The sequence below is a fragment of the Rhodoferax sp. WC2427 genome (assembly GCF_040822085.1).
In the GTDB taxonomy this organism is placed as follows: Bacteria; Pseudomonadota; Gammaproteobacteria; order Burkholderiales; family Burkholderiaceae_C; genus Rhodoferax_B.
Genome location: NZ_CP162006.1, coordinates 1,803,033 through 1,825,380 on the forward strand (window position 1 = coordinate 1,803,033; position 22,348 = coordinate 1,825,380).

At 58.4% G+C, this 22,348-nt stretch carries 22 protein-coding genes and 1 tRNA gene; 22 read left to right on the forward strand and 1 reads right to left on the reverse strand.

Going from position 1 to position 22,348, the window contains the following annotated elements; translation table 11 throughout:
• The first annotated feature begins 11 nt into the window (after positions 1–11).
• From gsiB to gsiD, 3 genes are read left to right on the forward strand one after another with little or no spacing between them, the layout of a single operon-like run.
• Positions 12–1,556, forward strand: a complete 1,545-nt coding sequence (gene gsiB / locus AB3G31_RS08515; RefSeq protein WP_367849761.1) for a glutathione ABC transporter substrate-binding protein GsiB — start codon at positions 12–14, stop codon at positions 1,554–1,556.
• 12 nt (positions 1,557–1,568) lie between these two features.
• Complete coding sequence (gene gsiC / locus AB3G31_RS08520) at positions 1,569–2,489, forward strand: glutathione ABC transporter permease GsiC (protein ID WP_367849762.1); 921 nt, start codon at positions 1,569–1,571, stop codon at positions 2,487–2,489.
• A gap of 41 nt (positions 2,490–2,530) precedes the next feature.
• On the forward strand, positions 2,531–3,391 hold the full coding sequence (gsiD, locus tag AB3G31_RS08525) for a glutathione ABC transporter permease GsiD (RefSeq protein WP_367849763.1): 861 nt from the start codon (positions 2,531–2,533) through the stop codon (positions 3,389–3,391).
• Positions 3,392–3,456: 65 nt separating this feature from the next.
• Here the strand turns inward: gsiD and AB3G31_RS08530 are convergent, their stop codons facing one another.
• Positions 3,457–4,671, reverse strand: a complete 1,215-nt coding sequence (locus AB3G31_RS08530) for an adenylate/guanylate cyclase domain-containing protein (RefSeq protein ID WP_367849764.1) — start codon at positions 4,669–4,671, stop codon at positions 3,457–3,459.
• 148 nt (positions 4,672–4,819) lie between these two features.
• Between AB3G31_RS08530 and AB3G31_RS08535 the strand changes: the two genes are divergently transcribed.
• The 19 genes from AB3G31_RS08535 to nuoL all read left to right on the forward strand — a co-directional run bounded on the left by AB3G31_RS08535 (position 4,820) and on the right by nuoL (position 22,337).
• The gene (locus AB3G31_RS08535; RefSeq protein WP_367849765.1) at positions 4,820–5,698 is read left to right on the forward strand and encodes a neutral zinc metallopeptidase; all 879 of its coding nucleotides are present in this window, start codon (positions 4,820–4,822) and stop codon (positions 5,696–5,698) included.
• A 106-nt stretch (positions 5,699–5,804) separates the two neighbouring features.
• On the forward strand, positions 5,805–6,071 hold the full coding sequence (gene rpsO / locus AB3G31_RS08540; protein WP_315185675.1) for a 30S ribosomal protein S15: 267 nt from the start codon (positions 5,805–5,807) through the stop codon (positions 6,069–6,071).
• A 232-nt stretch (positions 6,072–6,303) separates the two neighbouring features.
• Positions 6,304–8,424 carry a polyribonucleotide nucleotidyltransferase gene (gene pnp, locus AB3G31_RS08545; RefSeq protein ID WP_367849766.1) on the forward strand — a complete coding sequence of 707 codons (2,121 nt, stop codon included), beginning with the start codon at positions 6,304–6,306 and terminating at the stop codon, positions 8,422–8,424.
• A gap of 55 nt (positions 8,425–8,479) precedes the next feature.
• Positions 8,480–9,472 carry an NAD(P)H-quinone oxidoreductase gene (locus AB3G31_RS08550; RefSeq protein ID WP_367849767.1) on the forward strand — a complete coding sequence of 331 codons (993 nt, stop codon included), beginning with the start codon at positions 8,480–8,482 and terminating at the stop codon, positions 9,470–9,472.
• 4 nt (positions 9,473–9,476) lie between these two features.
• Positions 9,477–10,220 (forward strand): triose-phosphate isomerase, encoded by a 744-nt coding sequence (gene tpiA, locus AB3G31_RS08555; RefSeq protein ID WP_367849768.1) that lies wholly within the window; start codon positions 9,477–9,479, stop codon positions 10,218–10,220.
• A 49-nt stretch (positions 10,221–10,269) separates the two neighbouring features.
• Positions 10,270–10,668, forward strand: a complete 399-nt coding sequence (secG, locus tag AB3G31_RS08560; RefSeq protein WP_367849769.1) for a preprotein translocase subunit SecG — start codon at positions 10,270–10,272, stop codon at positions 10,666–10,668.
• A 115-nt stretch (positions 10,669–10,783) separates the two neighbouring features.
• Positions 10,784–10,868: transfer RNA gene (locus tag AB3G31_RS08565), tRNA-Leu, on the forward strand.
• 59 nt (positions 10,869–10,927) lie between these two features.
• The gene (locus AB3G31_RS08570) at positions 10,928–11,287 is read left to right on the forward strand and encodes an NADH-quinone oxidoreductase subunit A (RefSeq protein WP_348027905.1); all 360 of its coding nucleotides are present in this window, start codon (positions 10,928–10,930) and stop codon (positions 11,285–11,287) included.
• 4 nt (positions 11,288–11,291) lie between these two features.
• On the forward strand, positions 11,292–11,768 hold the full coding sequence (locus tag AB3G31_RS08575) for an NADH-quinone oxidoreductase subunit B family protein (RefSeq protein WP_315203928.1): 477 nt from the start codon (positions 11,292–11,294) through the stop codon (positions 11,766–11,768).
• A gap of 1 nt (position 11,769) precedes the next feature.
• Positions 11,770–12,378 carry an NADH-quinone oxidoreductase subunit C gene (locus AB3G31_RS08580; RefSeq protein ID WP_367849770.1) on the forward strand — a complete coding sequence of 203 codons (609 nt, stop codon included), beginning with the start codon at positions 11,770–11,772 and terminating at the stop codon, positions 12,376–12,378.
• A 14-nt stretch (positions 12,379–12,392) separates the two neighbouring features.
• The gene (locus AB3G31_RS08585; protein WP_367849771.1) at positions 12,393–13,646 is read left to right on the forward strand and encodes an NADH-quinone oxidoreductase subunit D; all 1,254 of its coding nucleotides are present in this window, start codon (positions 12,393–12,395) and stop codon (positions 13,644–13,646) included.
• 7 nt (positions 13,647–13,653) lie between these two features.
• Positions 13,654–14,157 carry an NADH-quinone oxidoreductase subunit NuoE gene (nuoE, locus tag AB3G31_RS08590; protein WP_367849772.1) on the forward strand — a complete coding sequence of 168 codons (504 nt, stop codon included), beginning with the start codon at positions 13,654–13,656 and terminating at the stop codon, positions 14,155–14,157.
• On the forward strand, positions 14,154–15,509 hold the full coding sequence (gene nuoF / locus AB3G31_RS08595; protein WP_367849773.1) for an NADH-quinone oxidoreductase subunit NuoF: 1,356 nt from the start codon (positions 14,154–14,156) through the stop codon (positions 15,507–15,509). The genes nuoE and nuoF overlap by 4 nt, the downstream gene beginning before the upstream one ends.
• A gap of 15 nt (positions 15,510–15,524) precedes the next feature.
• The gene (gene nuoG, locus AB3G31_RS08600) at positions 15,525–17,672 is read left to right on the forward strand and encodes an NADH-quinone oxidoreductase subunit NuoG (protein ID WP_367849774.1); all 2,148 of its coding nucleotides are present in this window, start codon (positions 15,525–15,527) and stop codon (positions 17,670–17,672) included.
• Positions 17,669–18,751: an NADH-quinone oxidoreductase subunit NuoH gene (gene nuoH, locus AB3G31_RS08605; RefSeq protein ID WP_367849775.1), complete on the forward strand. Its 1,083-nt coding sequence runs from the start codon at positions 17,669–17,671 to the stop codon at positions 18,749–18,751. The genes nuoG and nuoH overlap by 4 nt, the downstream gene beginning before the upstream one ends.
• 12 nt (positions 18,752–18,763) lie before the next feature.
• A complete protein-coding gene (nuoI, locus tag AB3G31_RS08610) occupies positions 18,764–19,273 on the forward strand; it encodes an NADH-quinone oxidoreductase subunit NuoI (protein WP_367849776.1) in 510 nt (169 codons plus the stop codon).
• Positions 19,274–19,329: 56 nt separating this feature from the next.
• Positions 19,330–19,998: an NADH-quinone oxidoreductase subunit J gene (locus tag AB3G31_RS08615; RefSeq protein WP_367849777.1), complete on the forward strand. Its 669-nt coding sequence runs from the start codon at positions 19,330–19,332 to the stop codon at positions 19,996–19,998.
• Complete coding sequence (nuoK, locus tag AB3G31_RS08620; protein WP_315185702.1) at positions 19,995–20,303, forward strand: NADH-quinone oxidoreductase subunit NuoK; 309 nt, start codon at positions 19,995–19,997, stop codon at positions 20,301–20,303. Before AB3G31_RS08615 ends, nuoK begins: the two co-directional genes overlap by 4 nt.
• 6 nt (positions 20,304–20,309) lie before the next feature.
• Entirely contained in the window at positions 20,310–22,337 is a 2,028-nt protein-coding gene (gene nuoL, locus AB3G31_RS08625) for an NADH-quinone oxidoreductase subunit L (RefSeq protein ID WP_367849778.1), read from the forward strand.
• The last annotated feature ends 11 nt before the right edge of the window (positions 22,338–22,348 follow it).

Here is a 22,348-nt window from a genome sequence, read left to right on the forward strand (position 1 = left end):
GAGTTTTCAGCATGCAACACGCTTTGTCCCCATTGTCCAAATTGTCCGCCGCGCTGGCCGTGGCGGCGGCGCTCGCTTCGCCTGCTTTTGCCGCCAAGAACGTAGTGATCGCGGTAGATTCGACCTTCACCACCATGGACCCCTATGATGCCAACGACACCTTGTCGCAGGCGGTGGCCAAGTCGTTCTACCAAGGCCTGCTCGGCTTTGACAAAAGCATGAAGATGGTGCCGGTGCTGGCCGAGAGCTACAAGGCCAGCAAAGACGGGTTGAACTACACCTTTGTGCTGAAGAAGGGCATCAAATTCCAGGATGGCACCGACTTCAACGCCGAAGCCGTCAAGGCCAACTTTGACCGGGTCACCAACCCCGACAACAAGCTCAAGCGCTACACCCTGTACAAGAACATTGCCAAGACCGAAGTGCTCGATGCCAACACTGTGCGCATTGTGCTTAAGGAGCCGTTCTCTCCCTTCATCAACTCGCTGGCCCACCCGTCGGCGGTGATGATTTCGCCCGCAGCCATTGCCAAGTACGGCAAGGACATTGGCCAGCACCCGGTGGGCACCGGCCCGTTCAAGTTCGTCGAATGGAAGCAGACCGACTTCGTGAAGGCCGAGAAGTTTGACGGCTACTGGCGCAAGGGCTATCCCAAGGTGGACAGCATTACCTGGCGCCCCGTGGTCGACAACAATTCGCGCAGTGCCATCATCCAGACCGGCGAGGCCAATTTCACCTTCCCGGTGCCGCCCGAGCAGGTGGAGCTGCTCAAGGCCAAGCCCAATCTGGAGATCACGGTGTCGCCGTCCATCGTGCACCGCTTTGTGGCCCTCAACACCCAGCAAAAGCCGTTTGACAACCTCAAGGTGCGCGAAGCCCTGAACTACGCCATCAACAAGGACGCGCTGATCAAGGTGGTCTACGGCGGCTACGCCATCCCCGCAGAAGGCGTGATCCCCAAGGACGTGCAGTTCTCCACCAAGCTGGGCCCCTGGCCGTACAACCCGGTCAAGGCCCGTGAGCTGCTGAAAGAGGCGGGCTACCCCAACGGCTTTGAGAGCACCCTGTGGTCGGCCTTTACCGATTCCACCTCGCTCAAGGCCATCCAGTTCATCCAGCAGCAACTGCGCGTGGTGGGGGTGAACCTGCAGGTGCTGGCGCTGGAAGCCGGGCAGCGGGCAGAGCGTGTTGAAAGCGCGCCCGACGCCGCCACCGCCCCGGTGCGCATGTACTACGTGGGCTGGTCCGCGTCCACCGGCGAGGCTGATTGGGCCATCCGTCCGCTGCTGGCGGCCGAGTCGTTCCCGCCCAAGTCTTTCAACGTGGCCTACTACAAGAACGACGCAGTCGAAGCCGGTATCGCCAAGGCGCTGGTGACCACCGATCCGGCCATCAAGGCGCAGATTTACGCCGACGTGCAACAGCGCGTGTGGAAAGACGCACCCTGGATCAACCTGGCCACGCTGCAGCTGGTATCGGCCCGCACCAAGAACTTCAGCGGTTTCTACGTGATGCCCGACCGTTCGTTCAACTTTGACGAAATCGAACTGAAGTAAACCCCGGCTCGCATGCTCAACTACATCCTCAAGCGGCTGCTGGGCCTGCTGCCCACGCTGCTGATCGTGGCGGGGCTGGTGTTTCTGTTCGTCCACCTGCTGCCAGGCGACCCTGCGCGGCTGGCAGCAGGGCAGGATGCGGATTTTGAAACCGTGCAGACCATCCGCCGCGATCTGGGGCTGGACTTACCCATGCACCAGCAGTTCTGGCGTTTCATCAGCCACGCAGCGCAGGGGGATTTTGGCCAGTCACTGCGCAGCAAACGCCCGGTATCCACCGAGATCGCCGAGCGCTTCATGCCCACCTTCTGGCTCACCGTGGCGGCCATGGGCTGGTCGGTGCTGCTGGGGCTGGTGATTGGCACGGTGTCTGCCGTGTGGCGCAACCGCTGGCCAGACCGCCTGGGCATGACGCTGGCCATCACCGGCATTTCTTTCCCGTCGTTCGCGCTAGGCATGGTGCTGATGGAGGTGTTTTCGGTGCAGCTGGGCTGGCTGCCCACGGTGGGTGCAGACACCTGGAAGCATTACGTGCTGCCTTCGTTGACGCTGGGCGCGGGTGTGGCGGCAGTGATGGCACGGTTTACCCGCTCGTCCTTCATCGACATCCTGAAAGAAGACTATGTGCGCACCGCCCGCGCCAAGGGCTTGGGCGAGTTTGTGGTGGTGGTCAAGCACGGCCTGCGCAATGCGCTGATCCCGGTGGTCACCATGATGGGCCTGCAGTTTGGCTTCTTGCTGGGCGGCTCCATCGTGGTGGAGAAGGTATTCAACTGGCCGGGCATGGGCCGTTTGCTGGTGGACGCGGTGGAGATGCGCGACTTTCCGGTGATCCAGGCCGAGGTGCTGTTGTTTTCGCTGGAATTCATCCTGATCAACCTGGTGGTCGACGTGCTGTACGCCGTCATCAATCCAGCTATTCGCTATAAATAAAAGAGCTTGTTATGCCCGTTCCATCAGCGCTAGAGCCTCATTTGACCAAGGAACGCGTGCGCACACCCTGGAGCGAGTTCTGGCGCAAGTTCAAGGGCCAGTACGTGGCCCTGGTGGCCGGGTTGTTTGTGCTGCTGCTGGTCGTGGTGGCGGTGGCGGCCCCGTGGCTGGTGCCCTTCGATGCCGAGAACTTCTTTGACTACGACGCGCTCAACGCGGCGCCTTCGGCCGCACACTGGTTTGGCGTGGACGCCCTGGGCCGCGACATCTTCAGCCGCATCCTGATGGGTGCACGCATTTCGCTGGCGGCGGGTTTCATTTCGGTGGCGGTGGGGGCAGTGATCGGCACCGTGCTGGGCCTGCTGGCGGGCTACTACGAGGGCTGGTGGGACCGCATCGTGATGCGCATCTCCGACGTGTTGTTTGCCTTTCCGGGCATCTTGCTGGCCATCGGCATCGTGGCCATTTTGGGCAACGGCATGGTCAATGTGATCATGGCGGTGGCGGTGTTCAGCGTGCCGGCGTTTGCCCGGTTGGTGCGCGGCAACACCCTGGTGGTGAAGAACCTGACCTACATCGAAGCCGTGCGCTCGATTGGCGCGTCCGACTGGACCATCCTCTCCCGGCACATCTTTCCGGCCACCATTTCGTCGGTGGTGGTGTACTTCACCATGCGCATCGGCACCTCCATCATCACTGCCGCCAGCCTGTCCTTTTTGGGCCTGGGCGCGCAGCCGCCCACACCGGAGTGGGGGGCCATGCTGAACGAAGCCCGCGCCGACATGATGAGTGCACCGCACATCGCGCTGTTCCCCAGCCTGGCGATCTTCTTCACCGTGCTGGCCTTCAACCTGCTGGGCGATGGCCTGCGCGACGCGCTCGACCCCAAGCTGGACAATTGATCAAGTGTTTTTTTGGCCCCTCGCGCTTATTCCATAAGCGTGAGTAGCTGCTATTTATATAGCATCTAAATCGTGGAGGCCTGGATGCTGTCGATGACCTTTTGCAGGTCGGCGACGGCCCGGCTGCGGTTTTCGCCGCTGAGCTTGTCCAGATCGACCGACAGGCGCAGGCCAGGGTAGCGCTGGTTCAGGTTGTCGGGCGGCGCGTCGGGGGCGTGGATGTCGCGCAGCACAAAGCAGCGGATCTCGCGCGACACGCCCTTGGCGGCCAGCGGTTCGCGCTCGTGCGCGTCAAATTCGTCTTTCACCAGGGCGTAGGTTTCGTACGACATGATGATGCCGTCGGCTTCGCCGTTCTGCTCCAGCCGGGCGGCCAGGTTCACCTCGCTGCCGATCACGGTGTAATCCATGCGCTGGTCGCTGCCGAAGTTGCCCACGTGGCAAAAGCCGGTGTTGATGCCGATGCGGATCTGGAACGGCTGGCGGTCGCCCTTGTCGCGCCAGATCTCGCGCAACTGGTGCATGCGCCGCTGCATCGCCACGGCCATGCGCACGCACTGCAAGGCATCTTCCTGCACGCCGCGGGTTTCGGGGTCGCCAAAGAAGATCAGGATGGCATCGCCGACAAATTTGTCGATGGTGGCGCCAAACTCCAGCGCAATCTTCGACATCTCCGAGAAGTAGCTGTTCAAAAAGTAGGTCAGGTCTTCGGGCTGCATGCCCTCGGAGGTGCGGGTGAAGTCCTTGATGTCCGAGAAAAAGATCGTCAGCTTCTTGCGTACCGCCTGGATCGACACGTCCTGGTCGCCCTCGAAAATCGACTTGTAGACCTGGGGCGAGAGGTAGCGCGAGAGCTTGTTGGACAGCGAATGCAGCATCGCCGTGCGCACATTCAGGGCAATGTGGTTGTGCACCCGGGCCAGCAGGATGGGTGGGCAAATGGGTTTGGTGATGTAGTCCACTGCGCCCAGCTCGAAGCCTTTTTCTTCGGCCTCGTCGTCGGACTTGGCGGTGAGAAAGATCACCGGAATGTCGCGCGTGGCCGGGTTGGCCTTGAGGCGGCGGCAGACCTCGTAGCCGTCGATTTGCGGCATCATGATGTCGAGCAGGATCAGGTCGGGCGGCGTGCTGGACGCGGCCACCGCCAGCCCCTTTTCGCCGTGGTTGACCACCTTGACGCGGTAGGTGTCCTTGAGCAGCGCCGCCATCAGCGTCAGATTGTCGGCAGTGTCATCCACCACCAGCACCGTGGGTTTTTCGGCGAAGCCCAACATTTTCATACAGTGTCTTCCGAAAGCCCGTCTGCGCGCATACAACATGCGGGTCTCAGGCTCTGAGAATCGTACACCGACCGCCCAGGCAAATGTGACATTTTGTGTACATGTGCCGCGCTGTACCATGCCGGTCTAGATTACTGGGAGTATGGCTATGAAATGGGAAGGCAATCGCGAATCCAGCAACGTGGAAGACCGGCGGGATGGCGGAGAGGGCGGCTCCGGCGGCGGCATGTTGGGCGGGCGCAGCATCGGCATCGGCACCATCGTGGTGGCTTTGTTGGGAAGCTGGATATTTGGCATCAATCCCCTCACCATCATCAGCCTGATGAGTGGCGGCAGTGCGCCCCAGGTGCAGCAGCAGGCGCCTGCGCATGCGCCGCCTAAGGGCGACCAGTTGGCCAAGTTCGTGTCGACCGTGCTGGCCGATACCGAAGATGTCTGGACCGACGTGTTTGCCAAGGCGGGCGGAACCTACAAGGACCCGAACCTGGTGCTGTTCCGCGGTGCCACCCGTACGGCATGCGGCCAGGGGCAGGCAGCCATGGGGCCGTTTTACTGCCCTGGCGACCAGAAGGTCTACATCGACCTCGGGTTTTACGACACGCTGAAAAACCAGTTGGGTGCGCCCGGCGAGTTTGCCGAGGCCTACGTGATTGCCCACGAGGTCGGCCACCACGTGCAAAACCTGATGGGCATCAGCGAGAAGGTGGATGCCATGCGCAGCCGCGCCAGCAAGGCCCAGTCCAACGCCCTGAGCGTGCGACTGGAGTTGCAGGCCGACTGTTTTGCCGGCCTGTGGGCCCACCACGCGCAAGATGCCCGCAAGATTCTGGAAAACGGCGATATCGAGTCGGCCATGAACGCCGCTGCCAAGATTGGCGACGACGCGTTGCAGCGTGCCAGCGGCGGCGAAGTGGTGCCCGACAGCTTCACCCACGGCACCAGCGCCCAGCGCCAGCGCTGGTTCAATACCGGTTACCAGACGGGTGTGGTGAAGTCCTGCGACACCTTCAGTACGCGCCAACTCTGAGCCCTTTGCCATTCCGGGCTATAATTTCAAGGCTTTGCATACCGCACAAGCGCACGTTGACTGAAATTCCATCTATCAACGCAAGTCACTCTAATCGGATAAATACATGATCGCATCCTCTATCAAGGCCGAAGTCGTCAAGGCCAACGCGCGCAGCGCCACCGACACCGGCAGCCCAGAAGTGCAAGTTGCACTGCTGACCGCCCGTATCAACGAACTCACCCCCCACTTCAAGCTGCACGCCAAAGACCACCACGGTCGCCGCGGCCTGCTGCGCATGGTGAGCCGTCGCCGCAAGCTGTTGGATTACCTGAACTCCAAGGACCACGAGCGTTATGCCGCTCTGATCGTGAAACTCGGCCTGCGTAAGTAATCCCGGTTTCCAATGCACAAGCGCCTGAGTTAGTTCACTAGCTCAGGCGTTTTTGTTTGTTTTTTCGTAGAGAGGCGATTTACCCCGTACGCGCTGTGTCATTCCATAAATCGCTCCAGTGGCGGTTTATGGAATGGCATCGTATGGCCGAACCCTCTTTGTCCCTCGCCAGTCCCACCGTGGTGAATTCCCCGTGGTGTACAGGACTGCAAAACCTCCCAGGAGACCCAATATGACTATGTTCAATAAAGTAAGCAAGACCTTCCAATGGGGTGCCAATACAGTCACCATGGAAACCGGCGAAATGGCCCGCCAATCTACCGGCGCCGTGCTGCTGGACATGGACGGCACCGTGGTGCTGGCCACCGTAGTGGCCAAGACCGTCGGCAAGCCCGGCCAAGACTTTTTCCCGCTGACCGTCGATTACCTGGAAAAGACCTACGCTGCGGGCAAGATCCCCGGTAGCTTTTTCAAGCGCGAAGGCCGTCCCAGCGAATTTGAAACCCTGACCAGCCGCCTGATCGACCGTCCGATCCGTCCGTTGTTCCCCGAAGGTTTCTTCAACGAAGTGCATGTGGTCATCCACACCCTGTCGCTGAACCCTGAAGTCGATGCCGACATCGCCGCCCTGATCGCCACCAGCGCCGCTTTGTCGGTCAGCGGCATCCCGTTCAGCGGCCCCATTGGTGCAGCCCGCGTGGGTTACATCAACGGTGAATACGTGCTGAACCCTGGCCAGACCGCCCGCAAGGATTCCATCATGGACCTGGTGGTGGCCGGTACCGAAACCGCCGTGCTGATGGTGGAATCGGAAGCCCAGCAACTGTCAGAAGAAATCATGCTTGGCGGTGTCATGTTCGGCCACGAGCAGGGCGTAATTGCCATCAACGCCATCCATGAACTGGTGCGTGACGCTGGCAAGCCGGTGTGGGACTGGACTGCACCTGCGAAGGATGAAGTGCTGATCGCCAAAGTGGTGGCATTGGCCGAAGAAAAGCTGGCTGCCGCCTACCAGAACCGCAACAAGCAAGCGCGTACCCATGCCACCCGCGAAGCCTACACCTGGGTGAAGATGGGCCTGAAGGCCGAAGGCGTGGAATTTGACCCCGTCGCGGTTGAAGGCATGTTGTTCGACATCGAAGCCAAAATCGTGCGCAGCCAGATTCTGGCGGGCGAGCCTCGTATCGACGGCCGCGACACCCGCACCGTGCGCGCCATCGAAATCCGCAACGGCGTGCTGCCCCGTACCCATGGCTCGGCTCTGTTCACCCGCGGCGAGACCCAGGCTTTGGTGGTCACCACCCTGGGCACCGAGCGCGATGCCCAGCGTATCGATGCACTGGCTGGCGAGTACGAAGACCGCTTCATGCTGCACTACAACATGCCTCCGTTCGCCACGGGCGAAACCGGTCGCGTGGGTACGCCCAAGCGCCGCGAAATCGGCCACGGCCGTCTGGCCAAGCGCGCATTGGTCGCTGTTTTGCCCAGCAAGGAAGACTTCCCCTACACCATGCGTGTGGTGTCGGAAATCACCGAATCGAATGGCTCCTCGTCGATGGCTTCGGTCTGCGGCGGCTGCCTGTCGCTGATGGATGCGGGCGTGCCGATGAAAGCCCATGTGGCCGGCATCGCCATGGGCCTGATCAAGGACGGCAACCGCTTCGCCGTGCTGACCGACATTCTGGGTGACGAAGACCACCTGGGTGACATGGACTTCAAGGTGGCCGGTACCACCAACGGTATCACCGCGCTGCAAATGGACATCAAAATCCAGGGCATCACCAAGGAAATCATGCAGGTTGCACTGGCCCAGGCCAAAGAAGCCCGCTTGCACATCCTCGACAAGATGATGGAAGCCATGTCCGAAGCCAAGACCGAAGTGTCTACATTCGCGCCTCGCCTGTTCACCATGAAGATCAATCCGGACAAGATCCGTGATGTGATCGGCAAGGGCGGTGCGGTCATCCGTGCACTGACCGAAGAAACCGGCACGCAGATCAACATCGAAGAAGACGGCACCATCACCATCGCATCGAGCGATCCTGCCAAGGCCGAAGAAGCCAAGCGCCGCATTGAACAGATCACCGCAGAAGTTGAAATTGGCAAGGTCTACGAAGGCCCGATCACCAAGATTCTGGACTTCGGTGCACTGGTCAATCTGCTGCCCGGCAAAGACGGTTTGCTGCATATCAGCCAGATTGCCCACGAACGTGTGGAAAAGGTCACCGACTATCTGTCCGAAGGCCAGATAGTCAAGGTCAAGGTCATGGAAACGGATGAAAAGGGCCGTATCAAGCTGTCCATGAAGGCATTGATGGACCGCCCGGCGTACAACCCGGAAGCCCAGCGCTAAATCCACTGTTTGCGGCTGTGGCAACACAGCCGCGCGCATGGAACACAGCCCTCCTATGAAAGCCATCGAAATCACCGCGTACGGCGCGCCGGATGTACTGCGCATTGCAGAGCGTCCTGCGCCCGTGCCGGGCGCAGGTGAGTTACTGATTCGCGTGTCCGCCAGTGGTGTAAACCGGCCTGACGTACTCCAGCGGACCGGCAACTACCCCGTGCCTGCGGGCGCTTCGGATATTCCCGGTCTGGAAGTGGCGGGCGTGGTGGTGTCGGGTGATGCCGATGCGATGGCTCGGAACGGTTTGCAGATCGGTGACCGCGTTTGTGCGTTGGTGGCTGGTGGTGGGTATGCGCAAATGTGCGTGGCCCCGGTGGCACAGTGCCTGCCCGTGCCGCAAGGTCTGAGCGATATCGAGGCGGCATCCCTGCCTGAAACCTTCTTCACGGTGTGGAGCAACGTGTTTGACCGGGCCCGTCTGCAGCAGGGCGAGACTCTGTTGGTGCAAGGGGGTTCCAGCGGCATTGGCATCACGGCCATCCAGCTGGCCAAGGCCATGGGTGCCACGGTGCTGGTAACGGCGGGCAGCGATGCAAAATGCGCGGCCTGTCTGGCCCTGGGGGCGGACTACGCCATCAACTACAAGACCCACGACTTCGTGGAAGAAGTGCTGCGCATGACCCAAGGTAGGGGTGTGGACGTAGTGCTTGACATGGTGGCTGGCAGCTACGTGGCCCGCGAAGTCCAGTGCCTGGCAGAAGATGGCCGTCTGGTCATCATTGCCGTGCAGGGTGGCGTCAAAAGCGAGATCCACGCCGGTTTGGTCATGCGCAAGCGCCTGACGATCACAGGGTCAACCTTGCGGGTCCGTTCGGTGGCATTCAAAGCGGCCATTGCGCAAGCTTTGCGGCAACAGGTGTGGCCCATGCTGGCCGATGCGCGTATCAAGCCGGTGGTCTACCAGATATTTGCTGCAGAAGAGGGCGGAGCGGCCCAGGCGCATGCTCTGATGGAGTCGGGATCAAACATTGGAAAAATCGTTTTGACGTGGTGATGCTATGAAGAAAAAACTGATTGTTGGTAATTGGAAGATGAACGGCAGCCTGGCTGCAAACCAGGCTTTGCTGCAGGCACTGTTGGCGGGTATGGGCCAGTCGGCATGTGGCGTGGCCGTTTGCGTCCCTGCTCCTTATTGGGCGCAAGCGCAGGTACTGCTGGCTTCTGGTGCTATTGATTTGGGAGCGCAAGACGTTTCGCAACACGCGGTGGGGGCATTCACCGGTGAGGTATCCCCGGCCATGCTGAAGGAGTTTGGCGTGCGCTATGCCATCGTTGGTCACTCGGAGCGTCGGCAATACCATGGTGAAACCGATGCTGTGGTGGCCCTGAAAACCCAGAGCGCCCTGGCCGCCGGAATTACGCCCATTGTGTGTGTGGGCGAAACCCTGGCAGAGCGTGAAGCAGGCAAAACCGAAGAAGTGGTCAAGCGCCAACTCGCAGCGGTAGTGCATACCAATGGCCATTGCATCAGTGAAATTGTGCTGGCTTACGAGCCGGTGTGGGCGATTGGCACGGGCTTGACCGCGACGCCCGAGCAGGCGCAGCAGGTACATGCATTGTTGCGTGCCCAATTGCAAGCGGCTACCAGCCATGCCGATCGTATCCAGATCTTGTACGGCGGCAGCATGAACGCAGGCAATGCCGCGCAACTACTGGCCCAGACCGATATTGATGGCGGATTGGTTGGCGGGGCGTCGCTCAAGGCCGTAGACTTTTTGGCGATTGTGTCGGCAGCCCAGTAAGGCAGAAGCACCGGTTTCATATTTTTGAGTTTGATTTTGGAGTATTGAGATGAATTATTTGTTGACCCTTTTGCTGGCAGTCCAGATGTTGGCCGCGATCGGCATGATTGGCCTGATCCTGGTCCAGCATGGCAAGGGTGCTGATATGGGCGCGGCGTTTGGCAGCGGCAGTTCCGGTAGCTTGTTTGGTGCCAGTGGCAGCGCCAATTTCCTGTCGCGCACCACCGGCATTTTGGCTGCGGTGTTTTTTGCCTGTACGTTGGCTTTGGCGTATTTCAACAGCGCGCGCACCGTCAGCTCCGGCAGCGTGTTGGAGCGTGCGGCTGTGACGGCACCCGAGGTGCCCGCTTCTGGCGCGGCAGGGCAGATTCCGGGCTCGACACCTGCTTCCGCGCCTGCTGCACCCGCGGTCGCTGCTTCCGGCGCGGGGCAAATTCCGACTAAATAATATGGGTTGAATTTCTCGCTCGCCCCAAGAACGACAGGGTAATCGAGTAAAATTCATAGCTGTGCAGAAAGCCACAAACCGCAAGGTTCCTCATGCCATCTGTACAGAAAAAACCGCCGTCGTGGTGAAATTGGTAGACACGCTATCTTGAGGGGGTAGTGGCGAAAGCTGTGCGAGTTCGAGTCTCGCCGACGGCACCAACAAAAAGACCCGCCGAACCGGTGTTCGGTGGGTCACAAGCGGTGATCAGAACCCCAAGATGAACTTAGATCAGTACCTCCCAGTCCTTTTGTTCATCTTAGTCGGCATTGGTGTCGGCGTAGCACCCCAGGTGCTCGGCCATATATTCGGCCCCAACCGGCCCGATGCGGCCAAGAACTCCCCTTACGAATGTGGCTTTGAAGCATTCGAAGATGCACGCATGAAATTTGACGTGCGCTACTACCTTGTAGCTATTCTTTTTATATTGTTTGACCTGGAAATTGCATTCCTTTTTCCTTGGGCTGTTGCGCTCAAGGAGGTGGGTGTTGTGGGTTTCTGGGCTGTCATTCTCTTTCTGGGAATTCTCGTTGTAGGCTTTGTCTACGAGTGGAAAAAAGGGGCCCTTGACTGGGAGTAGCACAATGATTGAAGGTGTCATGAAAGAAGGGTTTGTCACCACGTCTTACGACTCGGTGGTGAACTGGGCGAAAACAGGTTCCTTGTGGCCGATGACGTTCGGCTTGGCGTGCTGTGCGGTGGAAATGATGCATGCGGGCGCAGCGCGCTACGACATCGACCGTTTTGGCATGTTGTTCCGTCCCAGCCCGCGCCAGAGCGATTTGATGATTGTGGCGGGCACGCTGTGCAACAAGATGGCGCCTGCCTTGCGCAAGGTGTATGACCAGATGCCGGAGCCGCGTTGGGTTCTGTCCATGGGTTCGTGCGCCAATGGGGGTGGTTACTACCACTACAGCTATTCCGTGGTGCGCGGTTGCGACCGTATTGTGCCTGTGGATGTGTATGTGCCGGGCTGTCCTCCCACGGCCGAAGCGTTGCTTTATGGAGTGATCCAGTTGCAGCAGAAGATCCGTCGGACCAACACGATTGCGAGGGTCTGAGATGACCGTATTTGCTGTTCAGCCCGAGGCGTTGAAAGATAGTCTGGTGCAGGTGCTGGGTGCCCAGGCGAGCCAGGTGCGCGTGGCTCTGGGTGAGGTCGAGGTGGTGGTGCGGGCTGCGGACTATCTGTCGGTGGCAACGTTGTTGCGCGATGCACCTGGCTGCAAGTTCGAGCAATTGATCGACCTGTGCGGTATGGATTATTCGTCGTTCCAGGACGGTGCCTACGAAGGTCCGCGGTATGGTGTGGTTCTGCAGTTATTGTCTGTCAGCCTGAACCAGCGCCTGCGTCTCAAGGTGCTATGCCCTGACGATGATTTTCCGGTGGTGGACTCTATCAACGGCGTCTGGAATTCCGCCAACTGGTTTGAGCGTGAAGCATTTGACCTGTTTGGCATCATCTTCGAAGGCCACAATGATCTGCGCCGAATTCTGACGGACTACGGTTTCATCGGGCATCCGTTTCGCAAGGACTTCCCGACATCGGGCCACGTCGAAATGCGCTACGACCCGGAACAAAAACGTGTCATTTACCAGCCTGTGTCGATTGAACCGCGCGAAATCACGCCCCGCATCATCCGGGAAGACAATTACGGGGGTCTGCACTAAGCGCAGGATGTGTCATGGCTGAAATCAAAAATTACACGCTCAATTTTGGGCCGCAGCACCCGGCTGCACACGGTGTTTTGCGTCTGGTGCTTGAACTAGACGGTGAGGTGATCCAACGTGCCGATCCGCACATTGGCTTGCTGCACCGTGCCACCGAAAAACTAGCCGAAACCAAGACCTTCATCCAATCGTTGCCTTACATGGACCGGCTGGACTATGTGTCCATGATGGCCAACGAACAGGCCTATTGCCTCGCCATCGAAAAGATGATGGGACTCGACGTTCCCATACGCGCCCAGTACATCCGCGTCATGTTTGCCGAAATCACCCGGCTGCTGAACCACTTGCTGTGGTTGGGCGCGCACGGGCTGGATTGCGGTGCCATGAATGTGCTGATCTATTGCTTCCGCGAACGCGAAGATCTGTTTGACATGTACGAAGCGGTGAGCGGCGCGCGCATGCATGCGGCCTATTTCCGTCCTGGTGGCGTGTACCGGGACTTGCCCGACACCATGCCCCAGTACAAGGCCAGCCGCATCAAGAACGCCAAGGCCATGGCGCAGTTGAATGAAAACCGCCAAGGTAGCCTGCTGGATTTCATCGATGACTTCGCCAAGCGCTTCCCCAAGTGCGTGGACGAATACGAAACCCTGTTGACCGAAAACCGTATCTGGAAGCAGCGCACGGTGGGTATTGCCGTGGTGACACCCGAGCGAGCGCTCAATCTGGGTTTCACGGGGCCGATGTTGCGTGGCTCCGGTATTGCATGGGACTTGCGCAAGAAGCAACCCTATGACGCCTACGACAAGATGGACTTTGACATTCCGGTTGGTAAAACTGGCGATTGCTATGACCGCTATCTGGTGCGTGTGCAGGAGATGCGGGAATCCAACCGCATCATCCAGCAATGCGTAGATTGGCTGCGCGTGAATCCCGGTCCGGTCATCACCGATAACCACAAGGTTGCGGCCCCTACGCGTGAGTCGATGAAGGCGAACATGGAGGAGTTGATCCACCATTTCAAGCTCTTCACGGAAGGTTTTCATGTGCCGTTGGGCGAGGCGTATGCGGCCGTAGAACATCCCAAGGGCGAGTTCGGTATCTACCTCGTCAGTGATGGTGCCAACAAGCCTTACCGCCTGAAAATCCGGGCTCCGGGCTTTGCGCATCTGGCTGCCATGGACGAACTGTCGCGTGGCCACATGATTGCGGATGCCGTGGCGGTGATCGGCACGATGGATATCGTGTTTGGCGAAATTGACAGGTAATGTGAGCATGATTTCTGAATCCACCAAAGCCCGTTTTGCCCGCGAAGTGGCCAAGTTCCCTTCTGACCAAAAGCAATCCGCCGTCATGGCCTGCCTCTCCATCGTCCAGCAAGAATTGGGCTATGTGAGTGCCGAAAGCGAAAACATCGTTGCGGAATACCTGGGCATGCCACCGATCGCAGTGCATGAAGTGACGACCTTCTACAACATGTACAACCAGGCGCCGGTAGGGCGCTTCAAGCTGAACGTCTGTACCAATCTGCCTTGCCAGTTGCGCGACGGTGCCAATGCTTTGAAGCATCTTGAGCACAAGCTGGGAATTTCGATGAACGAGACCACGCCGGATGGCATGTTCACTCTGCAACAAAGCGAGTGCCTGGGCGCTTGCGCGGACTCCCCGGTGATGTTGGTCAACGACCGCACCATGTGCAGTTTTATGAGCAATGATAAATTGGACCAGTTGGTAGATGGATTGCGTGCGTCTGGCGCTCCATCTGCGGAGGCAAAGTGATGTCGGCTGAACAGATACTCTCCCAATTCAAAGCAACTGGTGTGCAAACCAGTTTCCATGGCCGCCATATCAACCCGCAAATCATGGCGGATCTGGACGGCACCAACTGGCACCTCAAGGACTATGAAGCCCGCGGTGGCTACCAGGCCTTGCGCAAGATATTGGGCAAAGACGGAGGCGAGGGCCTCACCCAGGACCAGGTCATTGCGACCGTCAAGGAGTCTGCGCTGCGCGGACGTGGTGGCGCTGGCTTTCCGACTGGCTTGAAGTGGAGCTTCATGCCACGCCAGTTTCCTGGTCAAAAGTACCTCGTCTGTAATTCGGACGAAGGCGAACCAGGTACCTGCAAAGACCGCGACATCATGCAGTACAACCCGCATATCGTGATCGAAGGTATGGCGATCGCGGCGTATGCCATGGGTATTTCGGTGGGGTACAACTACATCCATGGTGAAATTTTCGGCACCTACGAGCGCTTCGAAGAAGCCCTTGAGGAAGCCCGTGCCGCCGGTTTGTTGGGCAACAACATTCTGGGCAGCACCTACTCTTTCCAACTGCATGCGTCCCACGGTTTTGGGGCCTACATTTGCGGTGAAGAAACGGCTTTGCTGGAGTCGTTGGAAGGCAAGAAAGGCCAACCGCGCTTCAAGCCACCATTTCCCGCTAGCTTTGGCCTGTATGGCAAGCCCACGACCATCAACAACACGGAAACCTTCGCGGCTGTGCCTTGGATCATCCGCAACGGTGGGCTGGCATATCTGGAATGCGGCAAGCCCAATAACGGTGGCACCAAGATCTACTCAGTCAGCGGAGACGTGGAGCGTCCCGGTAACTATGAGATTCCGATGGGCACGCCGTTCTCCAAGTTGCTCGAATTGGCGGGTGGTGTGCGCACCGGACGCACCCTCAAGGCGGTGATTCCCGGTGGGTCGTCGGCACCGGTGTTGCCTGCAGACACCATGATGCAATGCACCATGGACTACGACTCGATCGCAAAGGCGGGCTCCATGCTGGGTTCGGGCGCCGTCATTGTGATGGATGATTCGCGCAACATGGTCGAAAGTCTGTTGCGCCTGTCCTACTTTTATTCGCACGAATCCTGTGGCCAGTGCACGCCTTGCCGTGAAGGTACGGGCTGGATGTGGCGGGTGATCGACCGTATCTGGCGTGGTGAGGGTCGCGCAACCGACTTGGATTTGCTCAACTCGGTTGCAGACAATATACAAGGCCGCACTATTTGCGCGCTGGGTGACGCAGCGGCCATGCCGGTGCGCGCCATGATCAAGCATTTCCGCCCTGAATTCGAGGCGTTGATCCAGAACAAAAAACCCCAGGCTGCGGCGCACGCCTGATTGAGGTAAGAGCACATGGTAGAAATCGAACTCGACGGTAAGAAGGTAGACATTCTTGAAGGCAGCATGATCATGCATGCGGCTGAAAAGGCGGGAACCTATATTCCCCATTTTTGTTACCACAAGAAGCTCAGCATTGCGGCGAACTGCCGTATGTGCCTGGTGGATGTGGAAAAGGCGCCCAAGCCCATGCCTGCATGCGCGACGCCCGTCACGCAGGGCATGATTGTTCGCACCAAGAGCGAAAAGGCCATCAAGGCCCAGCAGTCGGTGATGGAGTTTCTGCTCATCAACCATCCCCTGGATTGTCCAATTTGTGACCAGGGCGGCGAATGCCAGTTACAGGATTTGGCCGTCGGCTACGGTGGTTCGTCTTCGCGCTACGAAGAAGAGAAGCGTGTGGTTTTCCACAAGGATGTCGGCCCGCTCGTATCCATGGAAGAAATGAGCCGCTGCATCCACTGCACGCGCTGCGTACGTTTTGGCCAGGAAGTAGCCGGAGTGATGGAACTCGGCATGATCCACCGCGGCGAGCATTCTGAAATCACCACAGTATTGGGTGAGACCATCGATTCCGAACTCTCGGGCAACATGATCGACATTTGCCCCGTTGGTGCGTTGACCAGCAAACCTTTCCGTTACAGCGCCCGTACCTGGGAGTTGTCGCGCCGCAAGTCGGTCAGTCCGCACGATTCCACCGGGGCGAATCTGGTCGTCCAGGTCAAGAACAACAAGGTCATGCGCGTCGTGCCGCTTGAAAATGAAGCGGTTAACGAATGCTGGATTGCCGACCGCGATCGTTTTTCCTACGAAGCACTGAACAGCCCTGAGCGCCTCACCAGCCCTATGCTCAAGCAGGGTGGCGAGTGGAAATCGGTTGATTGGCAGACTGCGCTCGAATACATCGCCAATGGTCTGAAGCAGATCAAAACCCAGCACGGTGCGGCCAGCATTGGTGCCTTGGTCAGTCCCCACAGTACGCTCGAAGAGTTGGTGCTTGCCGCAGCCTTGGTGCGCGGCCTGGGCAGTGAGAACATCGACTACCGTCTGCGCAATGCGGAATTTGTGCAGCCCGAAGGTATCCGTTACCTGGGTGCGTCCATAGCCTCTTTGAGCCAACTGCAGCGGGTGCTGGTGGTGGGTTCGAACCTGCGCAAGGACCACCCTCTGTTTGCGCAGCGTATTCGGCAGGCAGCGCGCAAGGGTTGCGCGGTGAGTGCTATCAATTCCATAGTAGAGCTGGCCAAGGCAGACGCCTGGGCCATGCCGGTTGCAAATTTTGTGCAGAGCCCTGCAGACCAGTGGCTGCAGTCCTTGGCCGATGTTGCTGTGGCGGTGGCCGAGGCCAACGCATCCACTGCACCGGTTTCTGGTACTGCCAGCGATACCGCCAAAGCCATCGCCAAGTCCCTGTTGGGTGGCGAGCGCAAGGCAATTCTGTTGGGCAATGCGGCAGCACACCACGCCCAGGCATCCAGCCTTTTGGCATTGGCCCAGTGGATTGCGGAGCAAACCGGTGCCACGGTGGGTTATCTGACAGAGGCTGCCAACACCGTTGGCGCCCAATTGGCGCAGGCCTTGCCAGGCCAAGGTGGCATGGATGCGGGCCAGATGTTGGCTGGTGGTCTCAAGGCCGTTGTGCTTCTGAACAACGAACCTGAATTTGATTCGGTGGCGGGCGCCGCGCACCAACTGGGCCGCGCCGAGATGGTAGTGACCATGAGCCCCTTCAAGTCCAACATGGCGTTCAGTGACGTGCTGCTGCCCATTGCACCGTTCTCGGAAACCTCTGGCAGTTTTGTCAACGCCGAAGGGCGCGTACAAGGCTTCCATGCAGTGGTGAAGCCCTTGGGCGATACCCGCCCCGCGTGGAAAGTGCTGCGTGTGTTGGCCAATGTGCTGGGTTTGCCAGGCTTCGACTTCGAATCCTCGCAAGATGTGTTGGCAACGTTGCGCGCCGATGTGTCGGAGACGGCGACACACGTGTTGGAATCCAGGTTAAGCAACAAGACCCGCGCAGGAATTGATATGGCTGCGCGTACCTCGGCTGTGCCAGTGGTTGCCAGCCTGTACCAGTTGGATGGCATCGTGCGCCGTGCCAGTGCTTTGCAGATGACGGCAGATGCGCGACAAGCCCATGCCGCACAGGAGGTGGCAGCATGATTGATGGAATCTTCGCTTTTGGCCAAGGACTGGTTGGTGCCAGCTGGTGGTCCGGTGGTGCTTGGCCTGTCATCTGGAATCTGATCAAGATCGTACTGGTGCTGTTGCCGTTGATGGGCTGTGTGGCCTACCTCACATTGTGGGAGCGTAAAGCTATCGGTTGGACCCAGATTCGGATCGGCCCCAACCGTGTAGGACCCATGGGTTTGTTGCAACCCATTGCCGATGCTTTGAAGCTGCTGACCAAGGAAATCATTCTTCCGACGGTGGCGAATAAAGGACTCTTCTTCCTGGGTCCGATCATGACCATCATGCCCGCCCTGGCGGCGTGGGCGGTGATTCCTTTCGGCCCTGAAATCGCACTCTCGAATATCAACGCGGGTCTCCTTTTCCTGATGGCGATCACCTCCATGGAAGTCTACGGTGTGATCATCGCCGGCTGGGCTTCCAACTCCAAATACGCCTTCCTGGGCGCACTGCGGGCTTCAGCGCAGATGGTGAGCTACGAAATTGCCATGGGCTTTTGCCTGGTAATCGTGCTGATGGTCTCCGCCAGCCTGAACCTGACCGACATCGTCATGGGACAGGCCAAGGGCATGTTTGCTGAAAAAGGGTTGACTTTCCTGTCCTGGAACTGGTTGCCTTTGTTGCCGGTCTTTTTGGTCTATTTCATCTCTGGTTTGGCCGAAACCAACCGCCACCCGTTCGACGTGGTGGAAGGTGAGTCGGAGATTGTGGCAGGCCACATGGTCGAGTACTCCGGCATGAGCTTTGCCATGTTCTTTCTGGCCGAATACGCCAATATGTGGCTCGTGTCGATCATGACGGTGCTGATGTTCCTGGGCGGCTGGTTGTCACCTATCGATAGCGTGCTGTTCAATTGGATTCCAGGCTGGATTTGGCTCGGTCTCAAGACCTTTGCGGTCGTGACCATGTTCCTGTGGGTCCGTGCCAGCTTTCCACGTTTCCGTTACGACCAGATCATGCGTCTGGGCTGGAAGATTTTTATCCCTGTCACCTTGGTGTGGCTGGTCGTGGTGGGTGGCTGGATGCAGACCCCGTTCAATATCTGGAAGTAAAGCGAGTCACGTATGTCCACAACGGCTACCCCTGCCTTTTCGCTCAAGGACTTTCTCTCCAGCTTCATGTTGGCAGAGCTGTTCAAGGGCTTGGCGCTGACCGGCAAACATGCGTTCCGGCGCAAGATTACGGTGCAGTTTCCGGAGGAAAAGACACCGCTGTCGCCCCGCTTTCGCGGCCTGCATGCTTTGCGCCGCTATGAAAACGGTGAAGAGCGCTGCATCGCATGCAAGCTTTGCGAGGCGGTGTGCCCCGCCATGGCGATTACCATCGAGTCGGATGTGCGGGCCGATGGTTCGCGCCGTACCAGCCGGTACGACATCGACCTGACCAAGTGCATTTTTTGCGGCTTTTGTGAAGAAAGCTGCCCGGTCGATTCCATCGTGGAAACCCACGTACTGGAATACCACGGTGAAAAGCGTGGTGATTTGTACTTCACCAAGGACATGCTGTTGGCCGTGGGGGACCGCTATGAAAAAGAAATCGCAGCCGCCCGTGCCGCCGATGCCAAGTACCGCTAGACCTCGTTCACAGCTGCTGATTGCTGCCCTCGTTTCCACACAATAAGAACCGCTCCATGGACGTTAAGACAGGCCTTTTTTATCTCTTTGCGACAGTGCTGCTGTTCGCAGGGTTCCGAGTGATTACTTCACGCAACCCTGTGTACGCCGCGCTGTATTTGGTGCTTGCGTTTTTCCAGGCAGCCGCTATCTGGATTCTGCTCAAAGCAGAGTTTTTGGCCATTACCTTGGTGCTCGTATACGTCGGCGCGGTCATGGTGTTGTTCCTGTTCGTGGTGATGATGTTGGATATCAATGTCGATGCACTGCGCCAGGGCTTCTGGAAGCATTTCCCCGTCGCAGCCGGTGGTGGAGTCTTGCTGGCACTGGAAATGGCCATGGTCTTGATGGGCGGGTTCCGTACCAATGAAGAGACGCGCAATCTGACGGGTGGTGCCAACATCGGTGCCCAGGTATCCAACACCAAGGAGCTGGGCAAGATTCTCTATACCGAGTACTTGTACCCGCTGGAAATTGCCGCTGTCATCCTGTTGGTGGCCATCGTGGCCGCCATCGCCCTGACGCTGCGCCAGCGTAAGGACAGCAAGCACACGAACCCCTCGGACCAGGTGCGGGTCAAGGCCCGGGACCGCGTGGAGATCATCAAAATGAAGGTAACCCAGCCTGCGGTGGAAGTTTCTGCCGCTGCTGCCCCGGTGGCTGCGGTTGTGGAGAAAAAAGCATGACCTTGACGCTTGGACACTTTCTTTCACTCGGGGCCATTTTGTTCGCCTTGTCGGTGATCGGTATCTTTTTGAACCGTAAGAATCTCATCGTCTTGTTGATGGCCATTGAGCTGATGCTTTTGGCCGTGAACATGAATTTTGTGGCGTTCTCGTACTACCTGAACGACATGCGCGGGCAGATATTCGTCTTCTTCATCCTGACGGTGGCTGCAGCCGAATCGGCGATTGGCCTGGCCATCCTGGTGCTCCTGTTCCGTAACAAATCCAGCATCAATGTGGATGAACTCAATACGCTCAAGGGTTAATAAAAAATGAGTCAAACCCTCGCAGCTTCTACCTTGCTGGCGGTTCCGCTGGCACCTCTGGCGGGCGCTTTGATCGCCGGCGTTTTGGGTACCGCATTTGGCGGCAATGTCATTGGCCGACGCGCCAGCCACACGCTGACCATTTTGGGTGTATTCATTGCCTTCGTGTTGTCGGCCATGACGCTCAATAGCGTGGTCAACGACGGTGCCCGCTTCAACGAAACGCTCTACACCTGGATGGATGTGGGCGGTCTTCGCATGGAGATCGGTTTCATGGTGGACGGCCTGACTGCCATGATGATGTGCGTGGTGACTTTTGTGTCCCTGATGGTGCATATCTACACCATTGGCTACATGGAAGAGGACGCGGGCTACAACCGGTTCTTCGCCTACATCTCGCTGTTTACGTTCTCGATGTTGATGCTGGTGATGAGCAACAACATGCTGCAGCTGTTCTTCGGTTGGGAAGCGGTGGGTTTGGTGTCGTACCTGCTGATCGGCTTCTGGTTCAACCGTCCGACCGCCATTTTTGCCAACATGAAGGCCTTTCTGGTCAACCGGGTCGGCGACTTCGGTTTCATTCTGGGCATTGGCTTGATTGCTGCCTATGCCGGTACCTTGAACTACACCGAAGCCTTCGCAAAGAAGGAAGAGTTGGCCCAGTTGCTGTTGCCCGGCACGAACTGGCTGCTGGTGACCGTAATCTGCATCTGCCTGTTCATCGGCGCCATGGGCAAGTCGGCCCAGTTCCCGCTGCACGTGTGGCTGCCTGACTCCATGGAAGGCCCTACGCCCATCTCGGCGCTGATCCACGCGGCCACCATGGTGACCGCTGGTATCTTCATGGTGGCGCGCATGTCGCCGCTGTTTGAGCTGAGCGAGACGGCGTTGAATTTCGTCATGGTGATTGGGGCCATCACGGCGCTGTTCATGGGCTTTTTGGGCATCATCCAAAACGACATCAAACGCGTGGTGGCGTATTCCACGCTCTCCCAGTTGGGCTATATGACTGTGGCGTTGGGTGCCTCGGCCTATTCGGTCGCCGTGTTCCATCTGATGACCCACGCGTTCTTCAAGGCTCTGCTGTTTCTGGCGGCGGGCTCGGTCATCATGGGTGTCCACCATAACCAGGACATCCGCTGGATGGGTGGTCTGCGCAAGTACATGCCCATTACCTGGATCACGTCTTTGCTGGGCTCGCTGGCATTGATCGGAACGCCTTTGTTCTCGGGCTTTTACTCCAAGGACAGCATCATTGAAGCGGTGCAGGCCAGCCATTTGCCTGGAGCCGGTTTCGCCAGCTTTGCGGTGTTGGCCGGTGTGTTCGTGACTGCTTTCTACTCTTTCCGCATGTATTTCCTGGTGTTCCACGGCAAAGAGCGGTTTGACCAGAACCCGGATGCGCACCACGGCCATGATGACCACCACGGTGACCACGGCCACGGCGAAAGCAAGCCGCACGAGTCGCCCTGGGTGGTGACGGTGCCCTTGGTATTGCTGGCGATTCCCTCTGTGGTGCTCGGTTACTTCACCATCGACCCCATGCTCTATGGCGACTTCTTCAAGGGCGCGATCTTCATTGACCTGGAGAAGCATGCGGCTATGGAAGAGCTGGCGCATGAGTTCCACGGCGCATGGGCCATGGCAGCACACGCGTTGACGTCGCTGCCGTTCATTCTGGCGGTGGCTGGTGTGGCTACGTCCTACTATATGTACATGGTCAACCCGGCCTTGCCCGCCGCCATCAAGCGTGCCTGCCAGCCGATTTACACGCTGCTGGAGAACAAGTACTACCTGGACTGGTTCAACGAGAACGTACTGGCACGCGGTGCCCGTGGCTTGGGCACCGGCCTGTGGCAGGTTGGGGACCGCACCATCATTGACGGTGGCGTGGTGAACGGTTCCTGGAAGATCGTGGGTTGGATTTCGGGCGTGGTGCGTTGGGTCCAGACCGGATTCATTTACGACTATGCGTTTGCCATGATCTTGGGTGTTTTTGCGCTAATGACGTATTTCGTTTGGCTCAACCAGTAGAGGAATAAGAA